This is a genomic window from Maribacter chungangensis (genome assembly GCF_042676845.1).
GTDB lineage: Bacteria > Bacteroidota > Bacteroidia > Flavobacteriales > Flavobacteriaceae > Maribacter > Maribacter chungangensis.
Genome location: NZ_JBHTHY010000003.1, coordinates 1,262,272 through 1,282,518, shown reverse-complemented (window position 1 = coordinate 1,282,518; position 20,247 = coordinate 1,262,272). Strand labels below are relative to the sequence as shown.

The following is a 20,247-nucleotide window of genomic DNA, read 5'->3' as shown; positions in this document are numbered from 1 at the left end:
GACTTGCCACATCTTTATATTAAAAAGAATTTGTTTTATTTTTACGGAAATTAATATTTACTTACGATTGTGATGCTAATAGTCTTGAGCAATAATCAGTATAACCGTGCTCTCCGTGATTGTGAATAGAACCTTATCAATATACAATGTTAAGACTAATCCAAAAACAAATACCTTACTGTTCTAGTTTTGAAAAGCAATCGTTAATTGGTTTGATAATTGGAGGTATTATTGCCCTTATCATGATTTTATTACAACCTTTTGGCACTTATAGTTTTGAGTCCGATTACAAATATTTAATATTTTCGGGCTTTGGATTATTGGCAGGAACAATGTATTTATTCTGTGCAAGAATTGAAAATTTATGGTATCATTCTAAAAACAAACGATGGAAGGGCGGATATGAAATAGTTTCCTTTATCATTTTTATGCTTGTTTCTGGCATACCGATTCATTTCTACAATCAAGTCTTCTTGAATAATTTTTTTAGCCACACCTTTTATCCCTATGAATATCTAAAACACGGTATTTGGTTTTTCGGACACTCAGTGGTACCGGTTATGTTACTTCTACTTCCTTTCTATCTCTATTTACGAAATAAATTTGGCATCATAGTTACTAAAAAGTCTTTGAATGAAATCACTCTTTTAGGAGAAAACAATGGAGAAAAATTAGTGATTCAAAAAGAAACACTGCTTTTTGTCAAAGCATCTGAAAACTATGTCAAAATTTTTTACGTGAAAAATAACAGTATCCATCATAAGACATTTAGAAATACGTTAGCTGCCATAAAGGAACAAGTTCCCTTTTTACACAAATCCCATCGTTCCTATTTAGTGAATATTGCGACAATTAAAACTATCAGAGGAAATTCACAAAATGCAAAAATAGAGTTTCATCTTAAGGATGAAAATATACCGTTATCAAAGTCTTACTACAAAACCATAAAATTAGCACTAGGTATTAAGCCCACAAATTAGTAGTTCGTCATAAAAACTAACAACTAATCAATAAAAGTAGTAACGCGTCACAATTTCTTTTCATTTTTTAATCATTTAGTTTCCTTTGTTTCTTTCAAAAAACTAAACTAGAGAGATTCTAATGCTTAAAAATCAAAACGGTATATTCTTGCTCATCCTATTTCTTGGTCTATTCTCCTATAAGTCTTTTGGACAGAACACGATCCACCAAGAAATAGAAAAACACACAGCTAAAATTTTTGACAGCTTAGTCGAAATCAGAAGAGATTTACATGAACACCCTGAGCTGGCCGGAAATGAAAAAAGAACTTCTAAAGTTATTGCCAACTACCTCTCGAATTTAGGTTTGGAAGTTAAAACTGGAATTGCGGGAAACGGAGTTATCGGCATATTGAAAGGAAGTAAATTGGGAAAGGCCATAGGTTGGAGAGCCGATATGGATGCGATAAAGAGTGATTATACCGATGACGTACCTTATGCATCAACGGTCAAAGGAGTCCAGCACGGTTGTGGTCACGACGTACATATGGCAATTGGACTTGGGATAGCTGAGGTACTTTCTAAAAGCAAAGAATCTCTGAATGGTACAGTTTACTTTATTTTTCAACCGGAAGAAGAAACTTTTGTCGGAGCGAAAAAAATGATTTCCGACAATGTGTTTTCGCAATTGAATATGGACGAAATATATTCATTACACGTAACTGCATTGCCTATGGGGCAAGTAATGGTGAAACCAAACGAAATATATGCCTATCAAAAGCGAATACAGCTTACATTTGATAACGATCTTACAAAAGACGATGCCAAAATTCTATATAAAAGTATACGCAATGAGATTTTACGAACAAAAGATGAAGTCGATCACTGGAATTTTCCAAAAGTCTTTGATTCAATTAATACGTTAACCAACCCAAACACTATTTTCAATGACTATCTCTTTTTGGAAGAAAATTTCGTTGTGGAACAAGACAGTGATCAGGTTCGTATTAAATCATATTTATATGAAACCAACAAGTCTAATCTACCGAAAATATTACCAACAATTGAGCAAATTATAAACAATTCAGAAATAAATGACCATTTTGTTTCAACATCGTACATTCAGGAAAATCAAACGGTATTAAACGATGAAGGATTAACCGCCAAAGCCATAAATAGCATTAACAAAATCTACGGCCTGGGTGCAGTTTCAAAGAGTTATGGGCAATTACCATACTTCAATGACGACTTCTTTTACTTTCAACAAAAAATACCTGGCGTCTATTTTCTATTAGGAGGTTCAAATAGCGATAAAGGATTCGTCGCTATGAACCATGCCCCTAATTTTCGGGTAGATGAAGAATGCATGAAAATTGCTGTCCAAACGTTTTCATCATTAATTTTTGAAAGAACCAAGACGGAATAAAATACAATTCCGAATAATAACCATTACGAATACTTTTTATTAATTACTCATTAAACCATCAGTATTTGGTTTAAACATGAATAACACTATCAAGAATTTGAAATTATTACTTAATGTAAATAAAACATGAAAAGAATGAAATATGTCTTCCCAGATGTAAAAGAAGTAAATATGGCAAAAGGACTTTCAATTTTGCTTGTAACTCTTCTTTTATTCCTATCCAAAAATAAGGTAACTGCCCAGTCATTAGAAGAAGTAGAAACAAAAAATGTGACATTCGATAGTGAAGGAATTAAGTTGGCAGGTACAATCTATAGCCCCAAACAGCCTAATGCGGCACTTGTCATTGTGCATGGTTCCGACCCGGTTCCTAGAATGACCAAGTTTGCTGAAATACTAGCAAAAAATAATATTTTAGTGTTGACTTATGATAAACGTGGTGTAGGGGAATCAGGTGGCGTTTATGTTGGGCCCCAGGTAGGAACTAATAATATCAGTACGGATAATTTGAATCTATTAGCAAAAGATGCAAGTACCGCCGTTAATATTATGTTCAAAGAGAACATCAACATACCCATAGGTGTTATTGGTTTTAGCCAAGCAGGATGGATAATGCCAATAGCTGCAAATGAAAATCCATTAATAGAATTCATGGTCTTGTTTAGTTGTCCCACAATCACAACTCTTGAACAACTCAGGTTCCAGTTTTATACAAATGGGAGAGAAGATTTTTGGGACACACACACGGAAGAAGATGCACGAAAACACATCAAGAATGATCCTGATAGGTACCAATTTACCGGTACAGACCCAAAAACCACTCTAAGTAATCTTTCAACGCCAGGCCTATGGCTTTTTGGTGAAAAGGACATACAAATTCCTGCAAAAATGTGCATAGAGCATCTTAATACTTTAAAAGCACAGGGCAAACCATTTGAGTATACATTATTCCCAACATTAGGGCACAATACTGCTTTTGCCAATACCACGGAACCAATTGATATCTCTATACATTGGATTAAGCAAAAAGCCAAGGAACTCAGCAAGAAGAAAGTAACAAAGACGTATAAAAAACTATAATGGGTGACTACAATAATCAACTTAAAGCTTTACTTGGCTGCCACATTAAACCTGACTATGAATATAAAACAACAAACTCTTTTAGCAACAGTAATTCTCTTCATAGGAATTTCTGCTTTTAGCCAATCCAAAGATATCGCGATAAAGACATTTTTGGACCATTTAACTCCAGACGATTTTTCTGGAACAGTTCTGGTCGCACATAACGATAAAATAACTGAAAAACGAGCTTATGGACTTGCAAGTATAGAACACGAAATTAAGAACAGCGTAAACACAAAATTCAACATTGCGTCTATAGCTAAAATGTTTACTGCTGTTGCAATCTTGCAGCTGTACGAGCAAGGAATGTTGAAATTAAACATTCCAATTGGCGAATACCTCCCTGATTATCCTAATAAACTGGTAAGGGATTCGGTAACAATTCATCAATTATTATCACACACTTCTGGACTTAATAATTTCTATGTGGCAGACGAGGATAAAATGAGAAATTTGGAATACAAAAAAGTATCGGATTTTGTTCCTCTTTTCGTTCATGATACACTCTTATCACTACCAGGAACCAAATACAATTACAGTGCATCAGGTTTTGTTATTCTTGGTCTAATCATTGAAAAAATAAGCGGTAAAAATTATTATGAATATATCAAAGTCGCTATTTTAAAACCTACAGAAATGTTCAACACAAGCGAACTCGAAGTTGATTCTACCGTGAGTAATAAAGCAAGTGGATATACGTCAATGTTCGGGGAAAATAAAGTCCTTAAAAAAAATGACTATTACTTGACGAAAGCATCACCAGGAGGGTTTTATTATTCGACGATAACAGATTTATTTAATTTTTCAAAGGCTTTAGGAAACAATGAACTAATAAAAAAAGAAACAACCGAATTAATGTTCAAACCAAAAATCAAAGGCTACAATACGTATATAGGTTATGGTGGTAAAAAAGGAGCTTCTATAGTTACAGATTTTTTTAAAGAACTGATTGCAAACAAAAAATAGAAAATCAGAATAAATCTAAAGCGATGGATACGTTGTAGTAGAACCGTATTCTACCTAGTAACTAGCTAGATGAGTAATCAAAGGAAAAGTAGATTTAAAAAGGCGCCAATACCGAGAGCTATAATCGGTAGATTTAACCGTTTCCAATAAAAAAGACCTGTCTACCTGAAATCACACAGTAAATTAATGAAATTTTAAAATCTAGTTTGTGCTCAATCTCAAAATAATCACTTCATTTAAACGCCGGCTGCCAAATAAAATGCAGTTTCCACGCATGAGAGAGAAAACAACTACATATTTCCACTGTCTTTTTCTCTCTTTTCTCACAACTAGTCTTTCTGGCCAAGTAATATCACAAGAATTAGATAATGAAATTAAAAGACGAGTAAAACTTGAAATTAACCCAAGCTTTTCAATTGGTGTTCTCTTGCCTGATGGAACGGCCCAGTTTTATGGGTATGGCTTTTATAATAATAGAAAAAAAAAGCCTGATAGCTTAACCCTCTATGAAATTGGTTCTATTACAAAAACCTTTACAGCAAAGCTAGCTTCTATCTACCTAAAAGACTCTTTGAATAAACCTTTATCTGCTTTTTTTGGTGGAATTCAAAACCCTAAATTAGATAGTATAACGCCATACCAGTTGCAAAATCATATTGCTGGTGTTCCTCGATTGTCCAATCAATTTTCCCCTCAAAACTGGTCAGACCCTTTTAATGGTTACTCGAATAATATTTTAGGGAAAGAAATGCAAGAATTGAGTCTCGACAATTCTACCAGTTGGAGCTACTCTAACTTAGGATATGCAATGCTTGGACGAACAATTGAAATTGTTTCGGGTAAATCGTACGAAAGTTTAATGGGTAATTTAATAGAAGCCATAGGAATGAGAAATACAATCCATTCAGTTCCTAACCAAGAAAACCAAATTGTTGCTCAGCCTACCAACTTTGGTACTTCAAATAGCAATTGGAATTTCACCGGTCCAAGTAGATACGAAGGTGGTTTAATTAGTAATACTAGAGACCTTATAAAGTATTTAAAGTACCAAAAGCAAAACAATCTGTTATTTACTTCAGATTCTCTAAAAAATAAAATTCAGACAGGAGTTCCTAACCTTGGTAAGGATAAGCTTTTCTATAAAGATGGATGGTTTGTTTTAAAACCCGATAACACAACTAATATTCTCCTACATAATGGCGGCACCGGTGGCTTTATATCGTTTTTGGGTTACAATAGAAACACAGAGGTTGGAGTGGTGGTACTTTCTAATTCAGTAAATGTGGTTGATGATATTGGAATCAATATTCTTTATCCGTCTTTTACACTCAATCATCCTGAACGAACTATCGCATACGAATTAGCAAACCTTATAGATGCTGAAAATAGGGATAACTTAGTCAACAAGTTTTACATTTTAAAAAGCAAAGATTACCCTCATAACATAATAGATGTGTATTGGTTAGAGCGCTTTCATTTTGGAAAAGGCAACTATTCTGTAAGTGATCAGTTAAGTGAAATTATGGTTAAAGAATTACCTGAGGACTGGGAAGTACATGACATAAAAGGACAAAACCTGGAGCAGTTAAAAAACTATAAAAAAGCAATAACAGCTTATGAAAAAGCATTGAAGTTAAAGCCAGAAAACAAATTATTGAGAGATAAAATCAAAAGTTGCACAGCTTTACATAAGGGCACTACCAATCAAGGTTCTAAACCAGAGCAAGCTGATAATTAACAAACCTAAGCTTAATCAATGACCTTAGGCATTAGGACTTGGAACTACTGAAGACCATGCTAAAAAAAATGGACATTCATAACATCCAAATGATAAAAACAAATCAAATTATAATTTTCTTCCTTATCCTAAGCTTCACGTGTTGTATTTCCGAAAAGAAAAAGAATGAAAGCCTAAGCGAAGCTAAAACTATATCAACAGATTTACAAGTTGACCATTTCAATATTTGGGTTAAAAATCCAAAAACAGCAAAAAAACGATTAACAGATATTGGATTTACATCGCTCCAAGATTCACTATCACCAATTCACAAAAGGCAAGGAACGGCAGGACGCTATTTCTATTTTTTAAATAGCTACTTTGAATTGATTTTTGTGTATGACCAAACCGAGTTAGAGCAAAATAATACAATACATAAAGACTTAGATTTTATAGTAAGAGCAAACTTTCAAAAAAATGGTGCTTCCCCTTATAGCATAGCTTTAAAAATGAAAGAGTACGATGTCGACAAAATTCCATTCCAAAAGGTAAAATATCATCAAGAATGGATGAATCAAGATGAAAACATATATGCTGCTAAAAATTCAAAAACCCATCTAAAAGAACCATCAATTTTTGTGGTTCCCCCAAAAATGCAATCCGGAACATTTGATTCCACAACAGAATTGAAAAAATTCCAAACGGATGACCCAAGTTGGAAACTGCTTTTTAAGCATCCTAATGGTGCTGAAAAAATTACAAACATTGTTATAACATCAACCGACTTGGACCTTAATTCAGAAACAATAAAAGCACTTAATTTAATTGAAAATATTACCGTTAAAAACGGCTCAGAACATCTTATGGAACTCTATTTTGACGATACTATTCAAGGGAAATCTTTTGATTTAAGACCCGAACTACCCTTAATTATTCACTTATGATAACACTAAAAAACAAAACTCTAATACTCTTATTTGCTATTTGTACGCTAAGTTTTAGCTGCAAAAACTCCCCAGAGCAAACAGAAATTAAACCATCACAAATTGCTGTTGATAAATTTCAAACCATTATAAATTCAATGTACCAATCCAATCCAGAATCCATAGGAATTGCTGTACATATAGAATCACCAGAAAATGGCATATCATGGAGCGGAAGTGCTGGTTATTCAAATAGAGAGACAAAAGCAAAACTATTATCCTACCAACCAGCTTTAATAGCTAGTAATACAAAAACCTATATTTCTGCATCTATTTTAAGACTTCAGGAAGAAAACAAACTATCTATTGAAGATAACATCAGCAAGTATCTAACTCAAAAAACAACTGATTTATTTAAAAGTGATGGGTATGATGTTGATGCTATCGCCATAAAACACTTGCTTTCTCATACAAGCGGTATTGAAGAATATACTAATGATGACTATATTAACTTTATTGATAAAAACAAAGAATACAGATGGACAAGAGAGGAGCAACTACAACGCGCGGTAGCGGTTGGTAATCCTTTAGGTAAGCCACAAGAGCTGTTTAATTATGCCGATGGCAACTATTTACTTTGCACAGAAATTATTGAGGAAGTTACCAAAAAACCTTTTTACGAAGCCATAAGAAACTTGCTTAAATATGATGAACTTGTTTTGAACAATACGTGGTTCCCAACATTGGAGGCTCAACCAAAAGGAGCTAAAGAATTGGTTCATCAATATTGGACTGAAAAGGGATGGGATTCTAAAAACATGGACATATCTTTTGACCTCTATGGCGGTGGCGGCATTGCTACTACTACAAAAGAATTAGCCCAATTTTCTTATCATCTATTCAATCAAAATATAATTGAAGATAAGGATGTTTTAAAATTACTTTCATCAAAAGTGAAAACCGCTGATGGTAAAAATAATAGTTATGGGCTAGGGCTTTCTATAGGTAATACAAAAGGGTTTAAACGATATGGGCACGGCGGCTTTTGGGGTTCGCAAGTATTGTATTTTCCGAAATTGAGGACTTCAATTTCTGTTTTTGTGTTGGAAAAAGACATGAAAAGCACCATCATAAAAAACACCACACAAAAATTGGTAGCTGAGTTGACAAACCAACTCTACTTAGAAGACACCATAATGACTGAAAACTATCAGCTTTATAAGGCAAAAAACACTAAAGCGACTTTAGTATTATATCCTGGTGGTGGTACCACTTCCAAAGAAACAAAAAAAGAATTTGACATTATCAATCTTGCCAATGCCAACAACATTTCTGTTGCATTGATGAATTTTAATCGCCATTTATGGATTGATACACTTACAACCATACGGGTAGCAAATGAATTAGAACAATTATTTAAAGAAAATGAGCTAAATCCTGAGAATATATGCATTGGTGGGATGTCCATTGGTGGGAATGTAGCCTTAACACTTTCAAACTATTTACATCAAAGTCAAAGTATCATTAAGCCAGAAGGTACCTTTATTATTGATTCTCCAATTGATTTATATGCACTTTACAAGAGTTCGCTAAAAGATATTTTAAACCCTAATTTAGATGAAGAACGGCTTGCTGAACCTAAATTCATTATTGATTATTTTGAAGAAGCATTCAGTAAAGATTCGTTGCTGATGAATATTGCAAAAGTATCGCCTTTTACCCAAGAAAAGAACCATATAAATGTTTCAAATTTAAAAGATATTAAGCTTAGGTTTTATACTGAACCAGATAGCCTATGGCAAAAAATTAACAGACAAACAGACTTTGAAAGCACTAATGCTTATACTATTCAGCAAGTGGCTAAGGATTTAATAAAAGAAAATTGGAATCAATTTGAATTGATAGAAACTAAGAATAAGGGATATCGTTCTAATGGCGAACGTCATCCACATAGCTGGTCTATTGTAGACGCTAACGAGTTAATGAAATGGATAAAAAAATAACAAAAGACACTTATGATAAAAGGACTTTTTGAAACCCATTTGTTTGTTGAAAATCTGGAGCGCTCAATAGATTTCTACACCAATGTTTTAGGGCTTGAACAATTTCTTTACGAGGAAGAACGTAGAGCTGCCTTATTTTGGATAGGAGAAAAATCAAGACAGTCCTTCTTAGGTATTTGGGAAAAACCAAAAGATGAAATTGATTTGAGACATTTTGCTTTTGAGTGTGACTGGGAATGGATTTTGAATGAATCCCTTGATTTTCTTGAGTCACACAGCATTGGTTTTTGGAATTTCTTAGGTGATAATTCTAAAAAGCCGATGGTATTTGCCAATATTCCTGCTATAGCTATTTACTTTTCTGACCCTGATGGTCATTATTTAGAATTCATCGGAAAATTACCGGGAAAATACAGTCCTGAAAAAGGAAGTTTAGTTATGTCCTACGAAGAATGGTTAGAAACTAATAGCTAAACAACACTAGAATACAACACCGAAAACTTATAATAACAATTATAAATGAGATATTTAATCTTCATCCTGTCGACACTATTTTTCTCAGGCTGTACAACCGGTATGCAAAAACTCGTTACATTGAACGGACTGGCCTTTGGAACGACATATAGGATAGAATATTATGATTTTAAAGATACTATCAAAATTGAAGAAGGAATTGCCTCTGTTATTGACTCAATCAATAACTCTTTAAGCACATATCTACCAGAAAGTGAAATATCTAAGATTAATAGAGGTAATTCAAACATAGTCACAGATATATTATTCCAAGACGTATTTAAGCTATCTAAGGAAATACATAAAAAATCAAATGGATATTTTGATCCAACAGTTGGTATTTTAAGAAATGCTTATGGATTTGGGGATACTAAACCAATTAAATTAATAACAGACTTAAAATTGGATTCTATGATGAATTATGTAGGTTTCGATAAAGTACGTCTACTACCTAATGGAAAGGTTTACAAAACAAACAAAGCTATTTATCTTGACTTTAACTCAATAGCAAAAGGTTATGCAGTTGATAGGATTGTGTCATATATTAAAAGTAAAGGAATTAAAAACTTAAGAGTGGAAGTTGGTGGAGAAATTAGAACACATGGAAAACATTTGTTTTACGATATGAATTGGACAGTTGGAATTGAAGGCATTGAATCACAAATAAATAATAGAACTTCCGTGGCAAGAATAGAACTTATTAATAAATCCATCGCGGGTTCAGGTAACTATAGAAAGTATAGAGTGGATTCTTTAACAAATAAGAAATATGTGCATACCATTAATCCCTTAAACGGGAAAGCCGAACAAGGGGATGTTTTAAGTGCCTTCGTCATTGCGGAAACTTGTGCTATTGCAGATGGGTACGCTACCACATTTATGGCAATGGGAATTGATAACTCTAAAAAAATGATACCTAGTTTAGAGAATATAGAGGCTTACTTGGTCTATTTGGATTCTTTAGGGCAAACTAAAACATATATCACAGCTGGATTTAAAAAACTAATTATTGAATAAAACTGAGATAAATTACACTCCAAAACAAGTATATAAAAATTTGCTTAAAGGCAGTTAATCTAACACGCCACAAGGATTTGCAAAGGTTTTGGTTACAAATGAATTATTTAAGTTGCTGTTCAGCATAATGTATCCTGGATTTCTGTTCGAAAAAATAACTTTACTATTGAGTACTGCAAACCGCGTTGGTATTGTACACGATAATTATCAGCGTTCTATCCTGGAATTATGAATAAAGCGGATATAAGTTATCTGTAGCAAATTAATTGGGTTTCGTTTCAAATAAAATTGGTAAGCCAGAAAAAACATTTTCTTTGAGAAACATTTATAAAAGGTAAGATTGGGAAGAACCTTACTAAAAGACTTAAAAACAATCTGTCTAGTTTTGTTCTCATTGTGAAATTATTTGGATTAGCATCAATTTTTTCTCTCCCACTTACCTTTTTTACAATCGTTATGATTCAATGGTTCTTATACCAATTAAAATCATAGATTACTTGTAAGCTTCCTGAATACTATAAACCACTAATTATTGTAAAGCTTCCACTTTCTTAGTAAAAAAGTAGCTACAATAAGCAGAAAAACTGATGTAAAAAGCTTTAATGAATATATATCTGTTTGGAGATATCCACCAAAATAATCCAATAATGGAACCTTATTTAGGTTCGCATAAGTGAGTAAGAAAAACAGTATTTCAAAGAGTTTTTTACCCTTACTCAACAAACCTGAAATAGCGGCTAAAAGCACTATAAAAAAACCTCCTAAAACTACATTCATGAGTGCTTGAACATTCATAAATACTGCATATCGTATTAATAAAGGTAACGCAAGACACAGCATTAAGACAACAGCTGAGCTCAATTGAGCCATCAACAACCTACGCAGGGGCATATAAGACGAAAAGGCATAGTAGTGCATTCCATTCGTCGTCTCTTTAGTGGTAATATCAGAGAATCGATGTACTTGTAAAAACCACAATACAGGAAGTACTATTTGATGCGCAACATCAACTGAAAGTACTATTAACAAGACCATTCCTACTATATTAAACAGCCATAGCCAAAATTTTCCTTTTCGCATCAGCATCAAAAATTCTGTTTTAAACAATGGTAGAATGCTATAATTTTTACTCATAATAGCTAAATCACCTATACTTATATCTTGTACGATTGGCTGTTTTTCCAATAGGGTTTTCTTCTTTTTCATTACTTTTCTTTCTGATACATTAAAACGATGAAAGAAAGGAGACACTAAAAACAGAACTAAAAAACTCAATGCCACTAGCGCTAAACGACCTAAAACGTAATGCGTTGAAAAATCAACTCCATTAAATTGAAAATATTTTGTTTCTTGGTTACTACTTATTATGTATCCTATTCCTAACTCTTCGTTGTTGTCGGTATTTTTAATCTCCCTTACCGTTTGTTCCAATTGTTGAGTAACCAGCTTACTACCAAACACATCTAAGGTTTGCTGAACCTTCGTTTTTGGAGTATACAACATTATTGCGGAGAAAAGAAAAAAGAACAAAGCATTTTGAACTATAGTGTATTTTCCGAAAATCAGTTCAAAAATTAGTGCCAAAACCGAAATAAAAACCATAGTAGGAACTGCAATGATTAGGTAGGGCTGGACAAATTGCAATGGTTCAAACGAGAAGCTATCAGCATATAAAAAAAATAGGCCAATACTCATTAAAAAGATTATAGCCACAAGCGTAATTAGCAACAAGAAATTACTGCTGGTTTTCGCGAGTAGATAAATAAAATTTGTAATCGGTGTTGTAGAGATAATCTGCCCTACCCGTGTTTCATTGTCGGTTTTTATGCTCCCCGTTATCAAATAGAAGCCAAGTAGCGACAAAAAAACACTAGTTAAAATTGCGGTTATATACCCGACCCAAGAAGAATTATAATACCCAACATAATCTGAAATTCTAATGGTAGAATAACCGGCATCCGGTGCAGGCAAAAACGTGTAGGCGATTACCAAACTAGCACATAACGTAATCAAAAAGGAGTAGGTTCTTGTACGCTGGATATAATCATATTTTACAATAGCTAAAAAATGTTTCATCTTAATTGATTTTAGTTAGGTATAAATAGGCATCCTCTAAATTTGCTTCCTTAGGAACTGAATTGGCAATAGGTTCATCACTGAGATATCTGACGGCCAATTGCCCTTTTTTACGAGCTGTACTTACTACGGTATGTTCCAATTTAAACGCATTCAAATCTGGCTTTGGGATTATGGTTTCAAATACGTTTCCGCGTATCCGGTTTATTATATCTTCTTGATTCCCATGGGTAATTAAACTACCGTTTTTCATGATAGCCACTTTATCCGCAATGGTATCTATGTCCGATACGATATGGGAGGAAAGAATTACGATGCTATCATTTGCCAATTCTGAAATTAAATTCCGAAAACGAACCCGTTCTTCTGGATCTAGACCCACTGTGGGCTCGTCGAAAATTAACACTTTGGGATTGTTGAGAAGCGCCTGCACGATACCAACTCTTTGTTTCATACCTCCAGAATATGAACCAATTGGTTTCTTAGCAGCCTCCATAAGGTTTAACCCTTCTAAAAGTTTATTTATGCGCTCATTCATATTGACCCCTCCTACCCCTTTTATTGCCGCCATATATTTTAAAAATTCAATAGCGTTAAGGTTCGGATATACCCCAAAATCTTGAGGTAAAAATCCCAACTGCCGCCGCATATAATTGGGGTCTTTTATGATGTTATTTTTGTTCAAGCAGATAAGACCTTCGGTAGGGGTGCTCACGGTAGCTATCATCTTCAATAATGTCGATTTTCCTGCACCATTTGGACCCAGGAGTCCTAAGATTCCGCTTTGCATCGTTATAGAAAAATCTTTAAGCCCAATTGTTGAATTTCCGTATCGTTTTGACACATTGGTAATAGTAAGTTTCATAAGTAATGTATTTGGATGGTTACCTAAATTATTTCTGTTCCGAGTTAGTATTTTGAGAAGTTACTTTTACTATTTCTGTTGAAAATCCATTTTGCTCAAATTTTAAACGATCTTCAGCACCTTCGATAATGCTAAAAGTTGCACCGACCGATGTATCCATTAAGGTAGTTTTATTCTTTTGCGTTAGCTCACTTTTTGCATCTTGTGCAGGAACCAGTAAATACATTGTTTTGCCATCCAACTCGATTACGAATTCTAGATTCGCCTCCGCCAAAAGATAGGTGCCGGTGTAGTCTTTAAAGTTTTCAATATTTATTGCAGAAAATTGGACAATGGGCCTACCGTTTAAAAAAGTAATTAAGTCGAAGTTAATCACTTCACTTTTTGGAATTTTTCTCGAATTGGAGAAAATCATAAAAAGATTTTTCGTATCAGGATTATAACCGTTTCTAAAAGAATAGCCAATGTTGTTACCTCCATGCCCGTAGTAGTTTCCTTCATTAGGATTCGGTTTAAAAATTCCTAGACCATATACCTCATTACCGGATTCCATTAGCAGCGCCAACGTTTCCTTTTTTAGTAGTTTTTCTGTTTCAAAAAGGCTTGTATAAAACACTTCCATATCAAACAAGGTTGAAGCCACACTACCCGCAGCAAAAGCTATATTGGCAAAATATCTATAGTCCAAAAACTCTGTTACATCTTTATCATCGTGCATGGGTGTTGCCAAATTGGGCAAGTTTTTATGCACATAAGGGTAGGTGTGCTGCAATTGAAGTGGCTCAATAATACGCTCACGAACTGCATCAAAGTAATTTTGGTCGGTCAACTTTTCAATAATTCTACCCAATAAAAAATAATTGGTATTGCAATAGTCATATTTCCCGACCATATCAGGATTATTTTCTCCTACTTGCTGTAATAGTTCATCTTGATAAAGAACATCGTTTTTAGCATAAAAAATGTCTTCAATATTTCTACTTATAACTTCATCCAAACCAGTTTCATGTGCAAGTAACTGTTCTATGGAAAGGGTGCCATCTATATTGGGAATGGGGTCAAGATACGTACCTATAGTATCAGTAAGCTTAATGTTTCCCTTTTCAACTTCTTGTAAAATTAAAATAGCGGTAAACGTTTTTGTTGCACTACCAATATTGAAAACACTATGTTCAGTTAAATTATGGTTTCCAATACTAGCAGTATACACTTCGTTATCTCGTTTGACGAGTATTCCTACGCCCTGATTATTCTCTTTAAAGGAACTTTGGTATTTTGAGGCAATTGATTCTAGACTGGATTCTTGAGAAAAAAACACCGTTACATTAAGAAGTAGCGCTAAAAGGATGCTGATTGAATTTTTGGTTTTCATATCTATTGTTTTAAAGATTAGACTTCAAAAATGAGATGAAAGACCAGCTTTAAAAAATAAGAATGACCAACGTATGTACTAAAATGATAAGCGCAAAAATGTACGGATATCATGAAAACATGGCCATTGGTCATCTAATTTGAAGCACTTGCCATTTAAAAATGGGTAGTGTTTGGATAACAGCTACTTTTGAAACTTACAATACAGCCTAAAAATGTCTAAAATTGATACATTTATTGACCATAAAATAGCCCAGAACCTCTTTATTTGGCTTTTTCTGTTTCTCATCTTTATGACGGCGATACAGAATGATAATAGGGTGTTGGCTTCCTTATTCGCTATCGTTTTGTTGGCACCGCCAGTGTACGTCAATAACTTATATATCCTGCCCTTTTTTAAAAAATCACCGAGCATATTCGTTTCCTTATTTCTTTTTAACACCTTAGTATTTACCGGTATCTCTGTAGCAATACTAAACAATGTAAGCGAAGTTGCTTTTGCATGGAGCCGATACTTTAATTTTTTTGGCATTATGGTGTTGGCCCTTATTTTTGCATCGACGATAAAAATTGCACGAGACAGTTTTACAAGACGTCAACAAGAAAAAGAAGCAGAGCTGAAATTGTTGAAAGCACAATTGAATCCTCATTTTTTGTTCAATACCTTAAATAACCTCTATGGCCTTTCTGTAATAAAATCGGATAAATTACCTGGGCTAATGCTAAAATTATCGGATTTATTACGCTACAGCCTTTATGAAACAAAAGAAGTATTAGTGCCTTTTGAAAAGGAATTCACCTATCTGGAAAATTATATTGCATTAGAAAAAATACGTTTGGAAGATAAAACGGATATTAATTTGATTAAAAAAGGTGATTTTTCCGGAACCCAAATCGCGCCCATGTTGCTGATTGTGTTCGTAGAAAATGCTTTTAAACATTTAGGCGCTATCAGAGGAGAATATAGTAGCGTTGAAGTGAAGATAAAACAAGATAACGATGTATTGGAATTTAGCTGTTCCAATTCAATAGCTACAAATCCTAAATCAGAAGCTAATCTAGAAATGGTAAAAAGTGGTATTGGTCTTAAAAATGCAAAAAAAAGATTGGCGCTACTTTACCCTAATAAACATAACCTAAAAATAGAATCAACAAAAGGACATTATTCAGTTTCGTTAAGAATCTACAATACCAAAGAAAGATGAAAATCCTAATTAAATTTATAGTTCTATTATTAATTTCATCTTGTGCCAATTCTCAAAAAAAGGAAATTGAATGGCATCCTATTGTTCAGAAAGCAAAGGAAACATCACTATACACCAAACAGGTCGAGTGGAAAAAGGTAAATCAAGAATTCATTGCCTTAACAAAAGACAAAACCAATATAGAAAGTTTAAAAGAAGGACTGCAGTTTCTAATTAATAGCATAGGTGATAAACACGGTCAGTTTCGGTCAATAAAAAATCATGCTCTTGTTGTACGGTATACCGGAAGCGTTGAAAATGAACATCGTGAACGAGATGCTGAATTTATTAATACTGTTATTAATGATGTCTACGCTGAATTTTCATATCAGCTTTTAGAAAACAAGGTAGGTTGTTTGAGAATTGTTGGAATCGGACCGGGAGACGTAAAAGAACAGGCGAATTTCATTAGAAATGGACTCAGGACACTAAAAGATAAGGGGGTAAATAAATGGATTGTTGATTTACGATTTAATGGCGGGGGAAATATTGAACCTATGGTTTCAGGCATTGCACCCTTAATTGGGGAGGGTTTTGTTGGCGGAGCAATTAATGCACATAACGTAATTCGCGATTATACCATTAAACAAGGTCAGTTTTATAATTATGAAAGACTAGCTTGTGAAATGGATACGGAACCAAATATTCTTCCAAGTGAAAAAGTCGCTGTATTATTAAGTAGATATACCATTAGTTCTGGTGAGATGTTAGCCATTACTTTAAAAGGTAGGCCTAACACCAAATTTATAGGTGAAGAAACCGCAGGTTACACAACAGGTAATGGGTACGATATAGTAAGTGATGAATTAGCTTTGGTAATTTCGCAGGATATTTTCATTGACCGCAATAAAAATAGGTATGATAAAAATGTTGGGGTTGATGTTGCTATAGAATTCCAACATGATATTCCTACGGAGAATGACAATCAAATCAAATATGCAATAACTTGGCTTAACCAGTAATCTTTTCAACAAAACCATACTTAATGAAAACCCTAAATTGTATTATTGCGGACGATGAACCCATTGCCCGTCAAATATTGGAAAGCTATGTTGCCAATCTTCCATACTTGTCATTGGTGGCAAGCTGTGCCAATGCGTTTGAAGTTATGGAGGTTCTACAAAAAGACAGCATAGACGTTTTGTTCTTGGATATTAATATGCCCAAGCTTTCCGGGTTAAGTCTGTTAAAGACCATGCAGCAAAAACCATATGTAATTATCACCACGGCATATCCGGAATATGCTGTTGAGGGTTTTGAATTATCGGTGACCGATTACCTATTAAAGCCTTTTTCTTTGGAACGTTTTTTAAAGGCAATTTCAAAAGTACAGCAACTAGTTCAACCTAACCCTACACTACCTGAAACTACAAAAGAGGACACCACTAAGACGCTATTTGTAAAAAGCGACAAGAAAATCATTAAACTTAATTTAAAAGCGATTACCCATATAGAAGCGTATGGTAATTACATCAAAATTTTTACGGATGCTATGGTACTCACCCCACAAACGCTTACCGAGTTTTTGGAGAAACTACCAAGTAACTTTTTAAGAATTCATAAATCCTTTGCCATTAATTTTGACCAGCTTAAATTAATTGATGGCAATCAGGTGGTATTGCAAAACGAAACCAAATTACCTATTGGCAAGTCGTACCGAAAAATAATCCTAGATAGGATTTAAAACACAATTCCCCTTTTATTACATTAATTACGCAGTTAACTGGGTAATTAATCATATTTATTATACATTTAGGCTATGGAAGATGATTTAATTAGACAATTAGGCTATGCCAACCTTGATACACGTTTAAAACGCATCAGCGATAAAATGTCCCATAGCCTTCGCTCCATGTATCGTAATCTTGACATGGATACAGAACCTAATTGGTATTTGGTGTTATGGATTGTTAGGGAACAACCTAATATTTCTGTTATGGAAATAGCTAACAGATTAAAATTCACCCATCAATCTGTTATGACCATGACCGGTAAGATGATAGACAAAGGGTATCTGCAGAGTTTAAAAGACCCTTTTGATAAAAGGAAAACCATATTCAATCTAACAAAAAAAGCAGAGGACGCGATGCCTCTATTTGCGAAAATATGGGAAATAGGGAAAAAAGTGACCCTGGACCTTCTCAATGAAAATACGGAGATTATGCAGCATTTAGAACAGCTGGAGGCTAATCTAGAAAAAGCATCCTTTGGCGAGCGTATCGCCAACGAATTGATAAATGAAAAAAATGAAAAAACATCAGTATAAAACCGCGCTGGAATGGACAGGGAATAAAGGCCATGGTACAGCTAATTATCGTTCTTACGATAGAAACTATACAGTTCATGTAGACGGTAAAGCACACCCCATTATGGGTTTCTCTGACCCATCCTTTTTAGGCGATGCCTCCCGATACAATCCAGAGGAACTTTTTCTTTCATCTATAGCCTCGTGTCACATGTTATGGTATTTGCATCTATGTGCCATAAATCGGATTACGGTCACCGAATACTTAGATAAGGCGACAGGAGTCATGAGCGAAGATGAAAACGGAGGCGGTCGTTTTATTGCAGTTACACTAAACCCTCAAGTAAAAGTAAAGGATGCAAAAATGATCGCTAAAGCCACTGAACTTCATGAAGAGGCCAATACAATGTGCTTTATCGCGAATTCGTGTAATTTCAAAATAGGACATGTTCCAAAAACAACGGTTCATTAACAGCTTCAAATGATAGCAACATGGAGATTAAAAAAATAAACATTACACACAAATTCAGCAGCTTTGACGATTACTGGTCGCCAAAGATTGTAGGTGAATTGAACAATCAACTCGTGAAGCTGGCCAAGTTCAAAGGTGAGTTCGTAATGCACCATCATGAAAATGAAGATGAATTGTTCTATGTCATCGATGGAGAATTATATATCGAACTGAATAACAAAACGCTTTATCTACAAGCCGGGGAGTTTGTGGTTATCCCTAAGGGTGTATCACATAAGCCATACGCTCCTGAGGAAGTGCATGTACTACTTTTTGAACCCGCTGCTACCCTGAACACAGGAAATGTGAACAATAGTCTTACAGTTTCTGACCCAAACACCATTTAATAATACAGCGATGAGATTTGCCCATACCAATATTGTAAGTGTCAACTGGAAAAAGCTTGCAAATTTTTACATTTCAACTTTAGATTGTAAACTAGTCCCTCCTATCAGGAAACAATCAGGAGAATGGTTAGACAAGGGTACCGGTCTAAAAAACGCCAAGCTAGAGGGCGCTCACCTCTTGCTTCCCGGGTATTGTGAAAACGGGCCAACGCTTGAAATCTACGAATATCAAAACGGCATACCTCAGGAACCTATACTACCCAATAAAAGAGGTTTCGGGCATATAGCTTTCGAGGTTAAAGATGTGGCACAAATACTAGAGCGTATCATCCAAAATGGTGGCCAAACCCAAGGTATAATCACCAAAAAAGAAGTCAAAGGCGTTGGTGAAATTACTTTCGTTTATGCCAGAGACCCAGAAGGAAACTTAATTGAATTACAACAATGGAACTAACAAAAGAGATAAGGGCTTCAATTGACAAAAGCGTTCTATGCTGGCTGGCAACGATATCAACCAAAAACATTCCAAATGTCTCACCCAAAGAGATATTTACGTATTATCAGAAAGATAAAATCATCATTGCCAACATCGCATCCCCACAAACTGTTAAGAATATTAAAGCTCATAAAAGCGTATGTGTAAGTTTTATCGACATCCTAGTTCAAAAGGGATATCAGATAAAAGGACGTGCAGAAATTATAAATTCAAACGCTCCTGAATTCTTGGAGATAAAAAAAGTACTGACTAAAATGACAGCGGGCAGATATCCATTTAATACAGTTACAATAATTAATATAGAAAACGTAAAGCCCATAATTGCACCCAGATATCTGCTCTATCCAGAAACAACCGAGAATGAGCAAATTGAAAGCGCGAAAAAAGCATATCGTATATAAACGACCACAATATGAGCAACGGAATTAACCAAACATTTCATAAAA

20 protein-coding genes are annotated in these 20,247 nt (G+C 34.4%); 17 read left to right on the top strand and 3 right to left on the bottom strand.

Going from position 1 to position 20,247, the window contains the following annotated elements; genetic code table 11:
- The first annotated feature begins 146 nt into the window (after positions 1–146).
- The 9 genes from ACFQZJ_RS05420 to ACFQZJ_RS05380 all read left to right on the top strand — a co-directional run bounded on the left by ACFQZJ_RS05420 (position 147) and on the right by ACFQZJ_RS05380 (position 10,646).
- Complete coding sequence (locus tag ACFQZJ_RS05420) at positions 147–980, top strand: LytTR family transcriptional regulator DNA-binding domain-containing protein (protein ID WP_379932853.1); 834 nt, start codon at positions 147–149, stop codon at positions 978–980.
- Positions 981–1,101: 121 nt separating this feature from the next.
- A complete protein-coding gene (locus ACFQZJ_RS05415) occupies positions 1,102–2,385 on the top strand; it encodes a M20 metallopeptidase family protein (RefSeq protein ID WP_379932852.1) in 1,284 nt (427 codons plus the stop codon).
- Positions 2,386–2,511: 126 nt separating this feature from the next.
- Positions 2,512–3,465 carry an alpha/beta hydrolase family protein gene (locus ACFQZJ_RS05410; protein WP_379932850.1) on the top strand — a complete coding sequence of 318 codons (954 nt, stop codon included), beginning with the start codon at positions 2,512–2,514 and terminating at the stop codon, positions 3,463–3,465.
- Positions 3,466–3,522: 57 nt separating this feature from the next.
- A complete protein-coding gene (locus tag ACFQZJ_RS05405) occupies positions 3,523–4,473 on the top strand; it encodes a serine hydrolase domain-containing protein (RefSeq protein WP_379932848.1) in 951 nt (316 codons plus the stop codon).
- 274 nt (positions 4,474–4,747) lie between these two features.
- Positions 4,748–6,211, top strand: coding sequence for a serine hydrolase (locus ACFQZJ_RS05400; protein ID WP_379932847.1), 1,464 nt, complete (start codon positions 4,748–4,750; stop codon positions 6,209–6,211).
- Between the two features lie 68 nt (positions 6,212–6,279).
- Entirely contained in the window at positions 6,280–7,134 is an 855-nt protein-coding gene (locus tag ACFQZJ_RS05395) for a VOC family protein (protein WP_379932846.1), read from the top strand.
- A complete protein-coding gene (locus ACFQZJ_RS05390) occupies positions 7,131–9,116 on the top strand; it encodes a serine hydrolase domain-containing protein (protein WP_379932845.1) in 1,986 nt (661 codons plus the stop codon). The genes ACFQZJ_RS05395 and ACFQZJ_RS05390 overlap by 4 nt, the downstream gene beginning before the upstream one ends.
- A 12-nt stretch (positions 9,117–9,128) precedes the next feature.
- Positions 9,129–9,590, top strand: a complete 462-nt coding sequence (locus ACFQZJ_RS05385) for a VOC family protein (RefSeq protein WP_379932844.1) — start codon at positions 9,129–9,131, stop codon at positions 9,588–9,590.
- Positions 9,591–9,710: 120 nt separating this feature from the next.
- A complete protein-coding gene (locus ACFQZJ_RS05380) occupies positions 9,711–10,646 on the top strand; it encodes an FAD:protein FMN transferase (protein WP_379932843.1) in 936 nt (311 codons plus the stop codon).
- A gap of 525 nt (positions 10,647–11,171) precedes the next feature.
- Here ACFQZJ_RS05380 and ACFQZJ_RS05375 read toward each other — a convergent pair.
- Genes ACFQZJ_RS05375 through ACFQZJ_RS05365 form a run of 3 tightly spaced genes read right to left on the bottom strand, consistent with a single transcriptional unit; the run spans position 11,172 to position 14,959 of the window.
- Complete coding sequence (locus ACFQZJ_RS05375) at positions 11,172–12,722, bottom strand: hypothetical protein (RefSeq protein ID WP_379932841.1); 1,551 nt, start codon at positions 12,720–12,722, stop codon at positions 11,172–11,174.
- Position 12,723: 1 nt separating this feature from the next.
- Positions 12,724–13,587, bottom strand: a complete 864-nt coding sequence (locus tag ACFQZJ_RS05370; RefSeq protein WP_379932840.1) for an ABC transporter ATP-binding protein — start codon at positions 13,585–13,587, stop codon at positions 12,724–12,726.
- Positions 13,588–13,615: 28 nt separating this feature from the next.
- Positions 13,616–14,959, bottom strand: coding sequence for a serine hydrolase domain-containing protein (locus tag ACFQZJ_RS05365; protein WP_379932838.1), 1,344 nt, complete (start codon positions 14,957–14,959; stop codon positions 13,616–13,618).
- 214 nt (positions 14,960–15,173) lie between these two features.
- On the opposite strand from ACFQZJ_RS05365, the gene ACFQZJ_RS05360 reads away from it, so the two are divergent.
- The 8 genes from ACFQZJ_RS05360 to ACFQZJ_RS05325 all read left to right on the top strand — a co-directional run bounded on the left by ACFQZJ_RS05360 (position 15,174) and on the right by ACFQZJ_RS05325 (position 20,202).
- A complete protein-coding gene (locus ACFQZJ_RS05360) occupies positions 15,174–16,163 on the top strand; it encodes a sensor histidine kinase (RefSeq protein WP_379932836.1) in 990 nt (329 codons plus the stop codon).
- Entirely contained in the window at positions 16,160–17,164 is a 1,005-nt protein-coding gene (locus ACFQZJ_RS05355) for a S41 family peptidase (protein WP_379932834.1), read from the top strand. The genes ACFQZJ_RS05360 and ACFQZJ_RS05355 overlap by 4 nt, the downstream gene beginning before the upstream one ends.
- Positions 17,165–17,187: 23 nt before the next feature.
- Positions 17,188–17,886: a LytR/AlgR family response regulator transcription factor gene (locus ACFQZJ_RS05350; RefSeq protein WP_379932832.1), complete on the top strand. Its 699-nt coding sequence runs from the start codon at positions 17,188–17,190 to the stop codon at positions 17,884–17,886.
- Between the two features lie 75 nt (positions 17,887–17,961).
- Complete coding sequence (locus tag ACFQZJ_RS05345) at positions 17,962–18,468, top strand: MarR family winged helix-turn-helix transcriptional regulator (protein ID WP_379932830.1); 507 nt, start codon at positions 17,962–17,964, stop codon at positions 18,466–18,468.
- Positions 18,449–18,919, top strand: coding sequence for an OsmC family protein (locus ACFQZJ_RS05340; RefSeq protein WP_379932828.1), 471 nt, complete (start codon positions 18,449–18,451; stop codon positions 18,917–18,919). Before ACFQZJ_RS05345 ends, ACFQZJ_RS05340 begins: the two co-directional genes overlap by 20 nt.
- Before the next feature lie 20 nt (positions 18,920–18,939).
- A complete protein-coding gene (locus tag ACFQZJ_RS05335) occupies positions 18,940–19,305 on the top strand; it encodes a cupin domain-containing protein (RefSeq protein WP_379932827.1) in 366 nt (121 codons plus the stop codon).
- Between the two features lie 10 nt (positions 19,306–19,315).
- A complete protein-coding gene (locus ACFQZJ_RS05330) occupies positions 19,316–19,759 on the top strand; it encodes a VOC family protein (RefSeq protein WP_379932825.1) in 444 nt (147 codons plus the stop codon).
- Positions 19,750–20,202, top strand: a complete 453-nt coding sequence (locus ACFQZJ_RS05325; protein ID WP_379932823.1) for a pyridoxamine 5'-phosphate oxidase family protein — start codon at positions 19,750–19,752, stop codon at positions 20,200–20,202. Before ACFQZJ_RS05330 ends, ACFQZJ_RS05325 begins: the two co-directional genes overlap by 10 nt.
- Positions 20,203–20,247 lie beyond the last annotated feature (45 nt).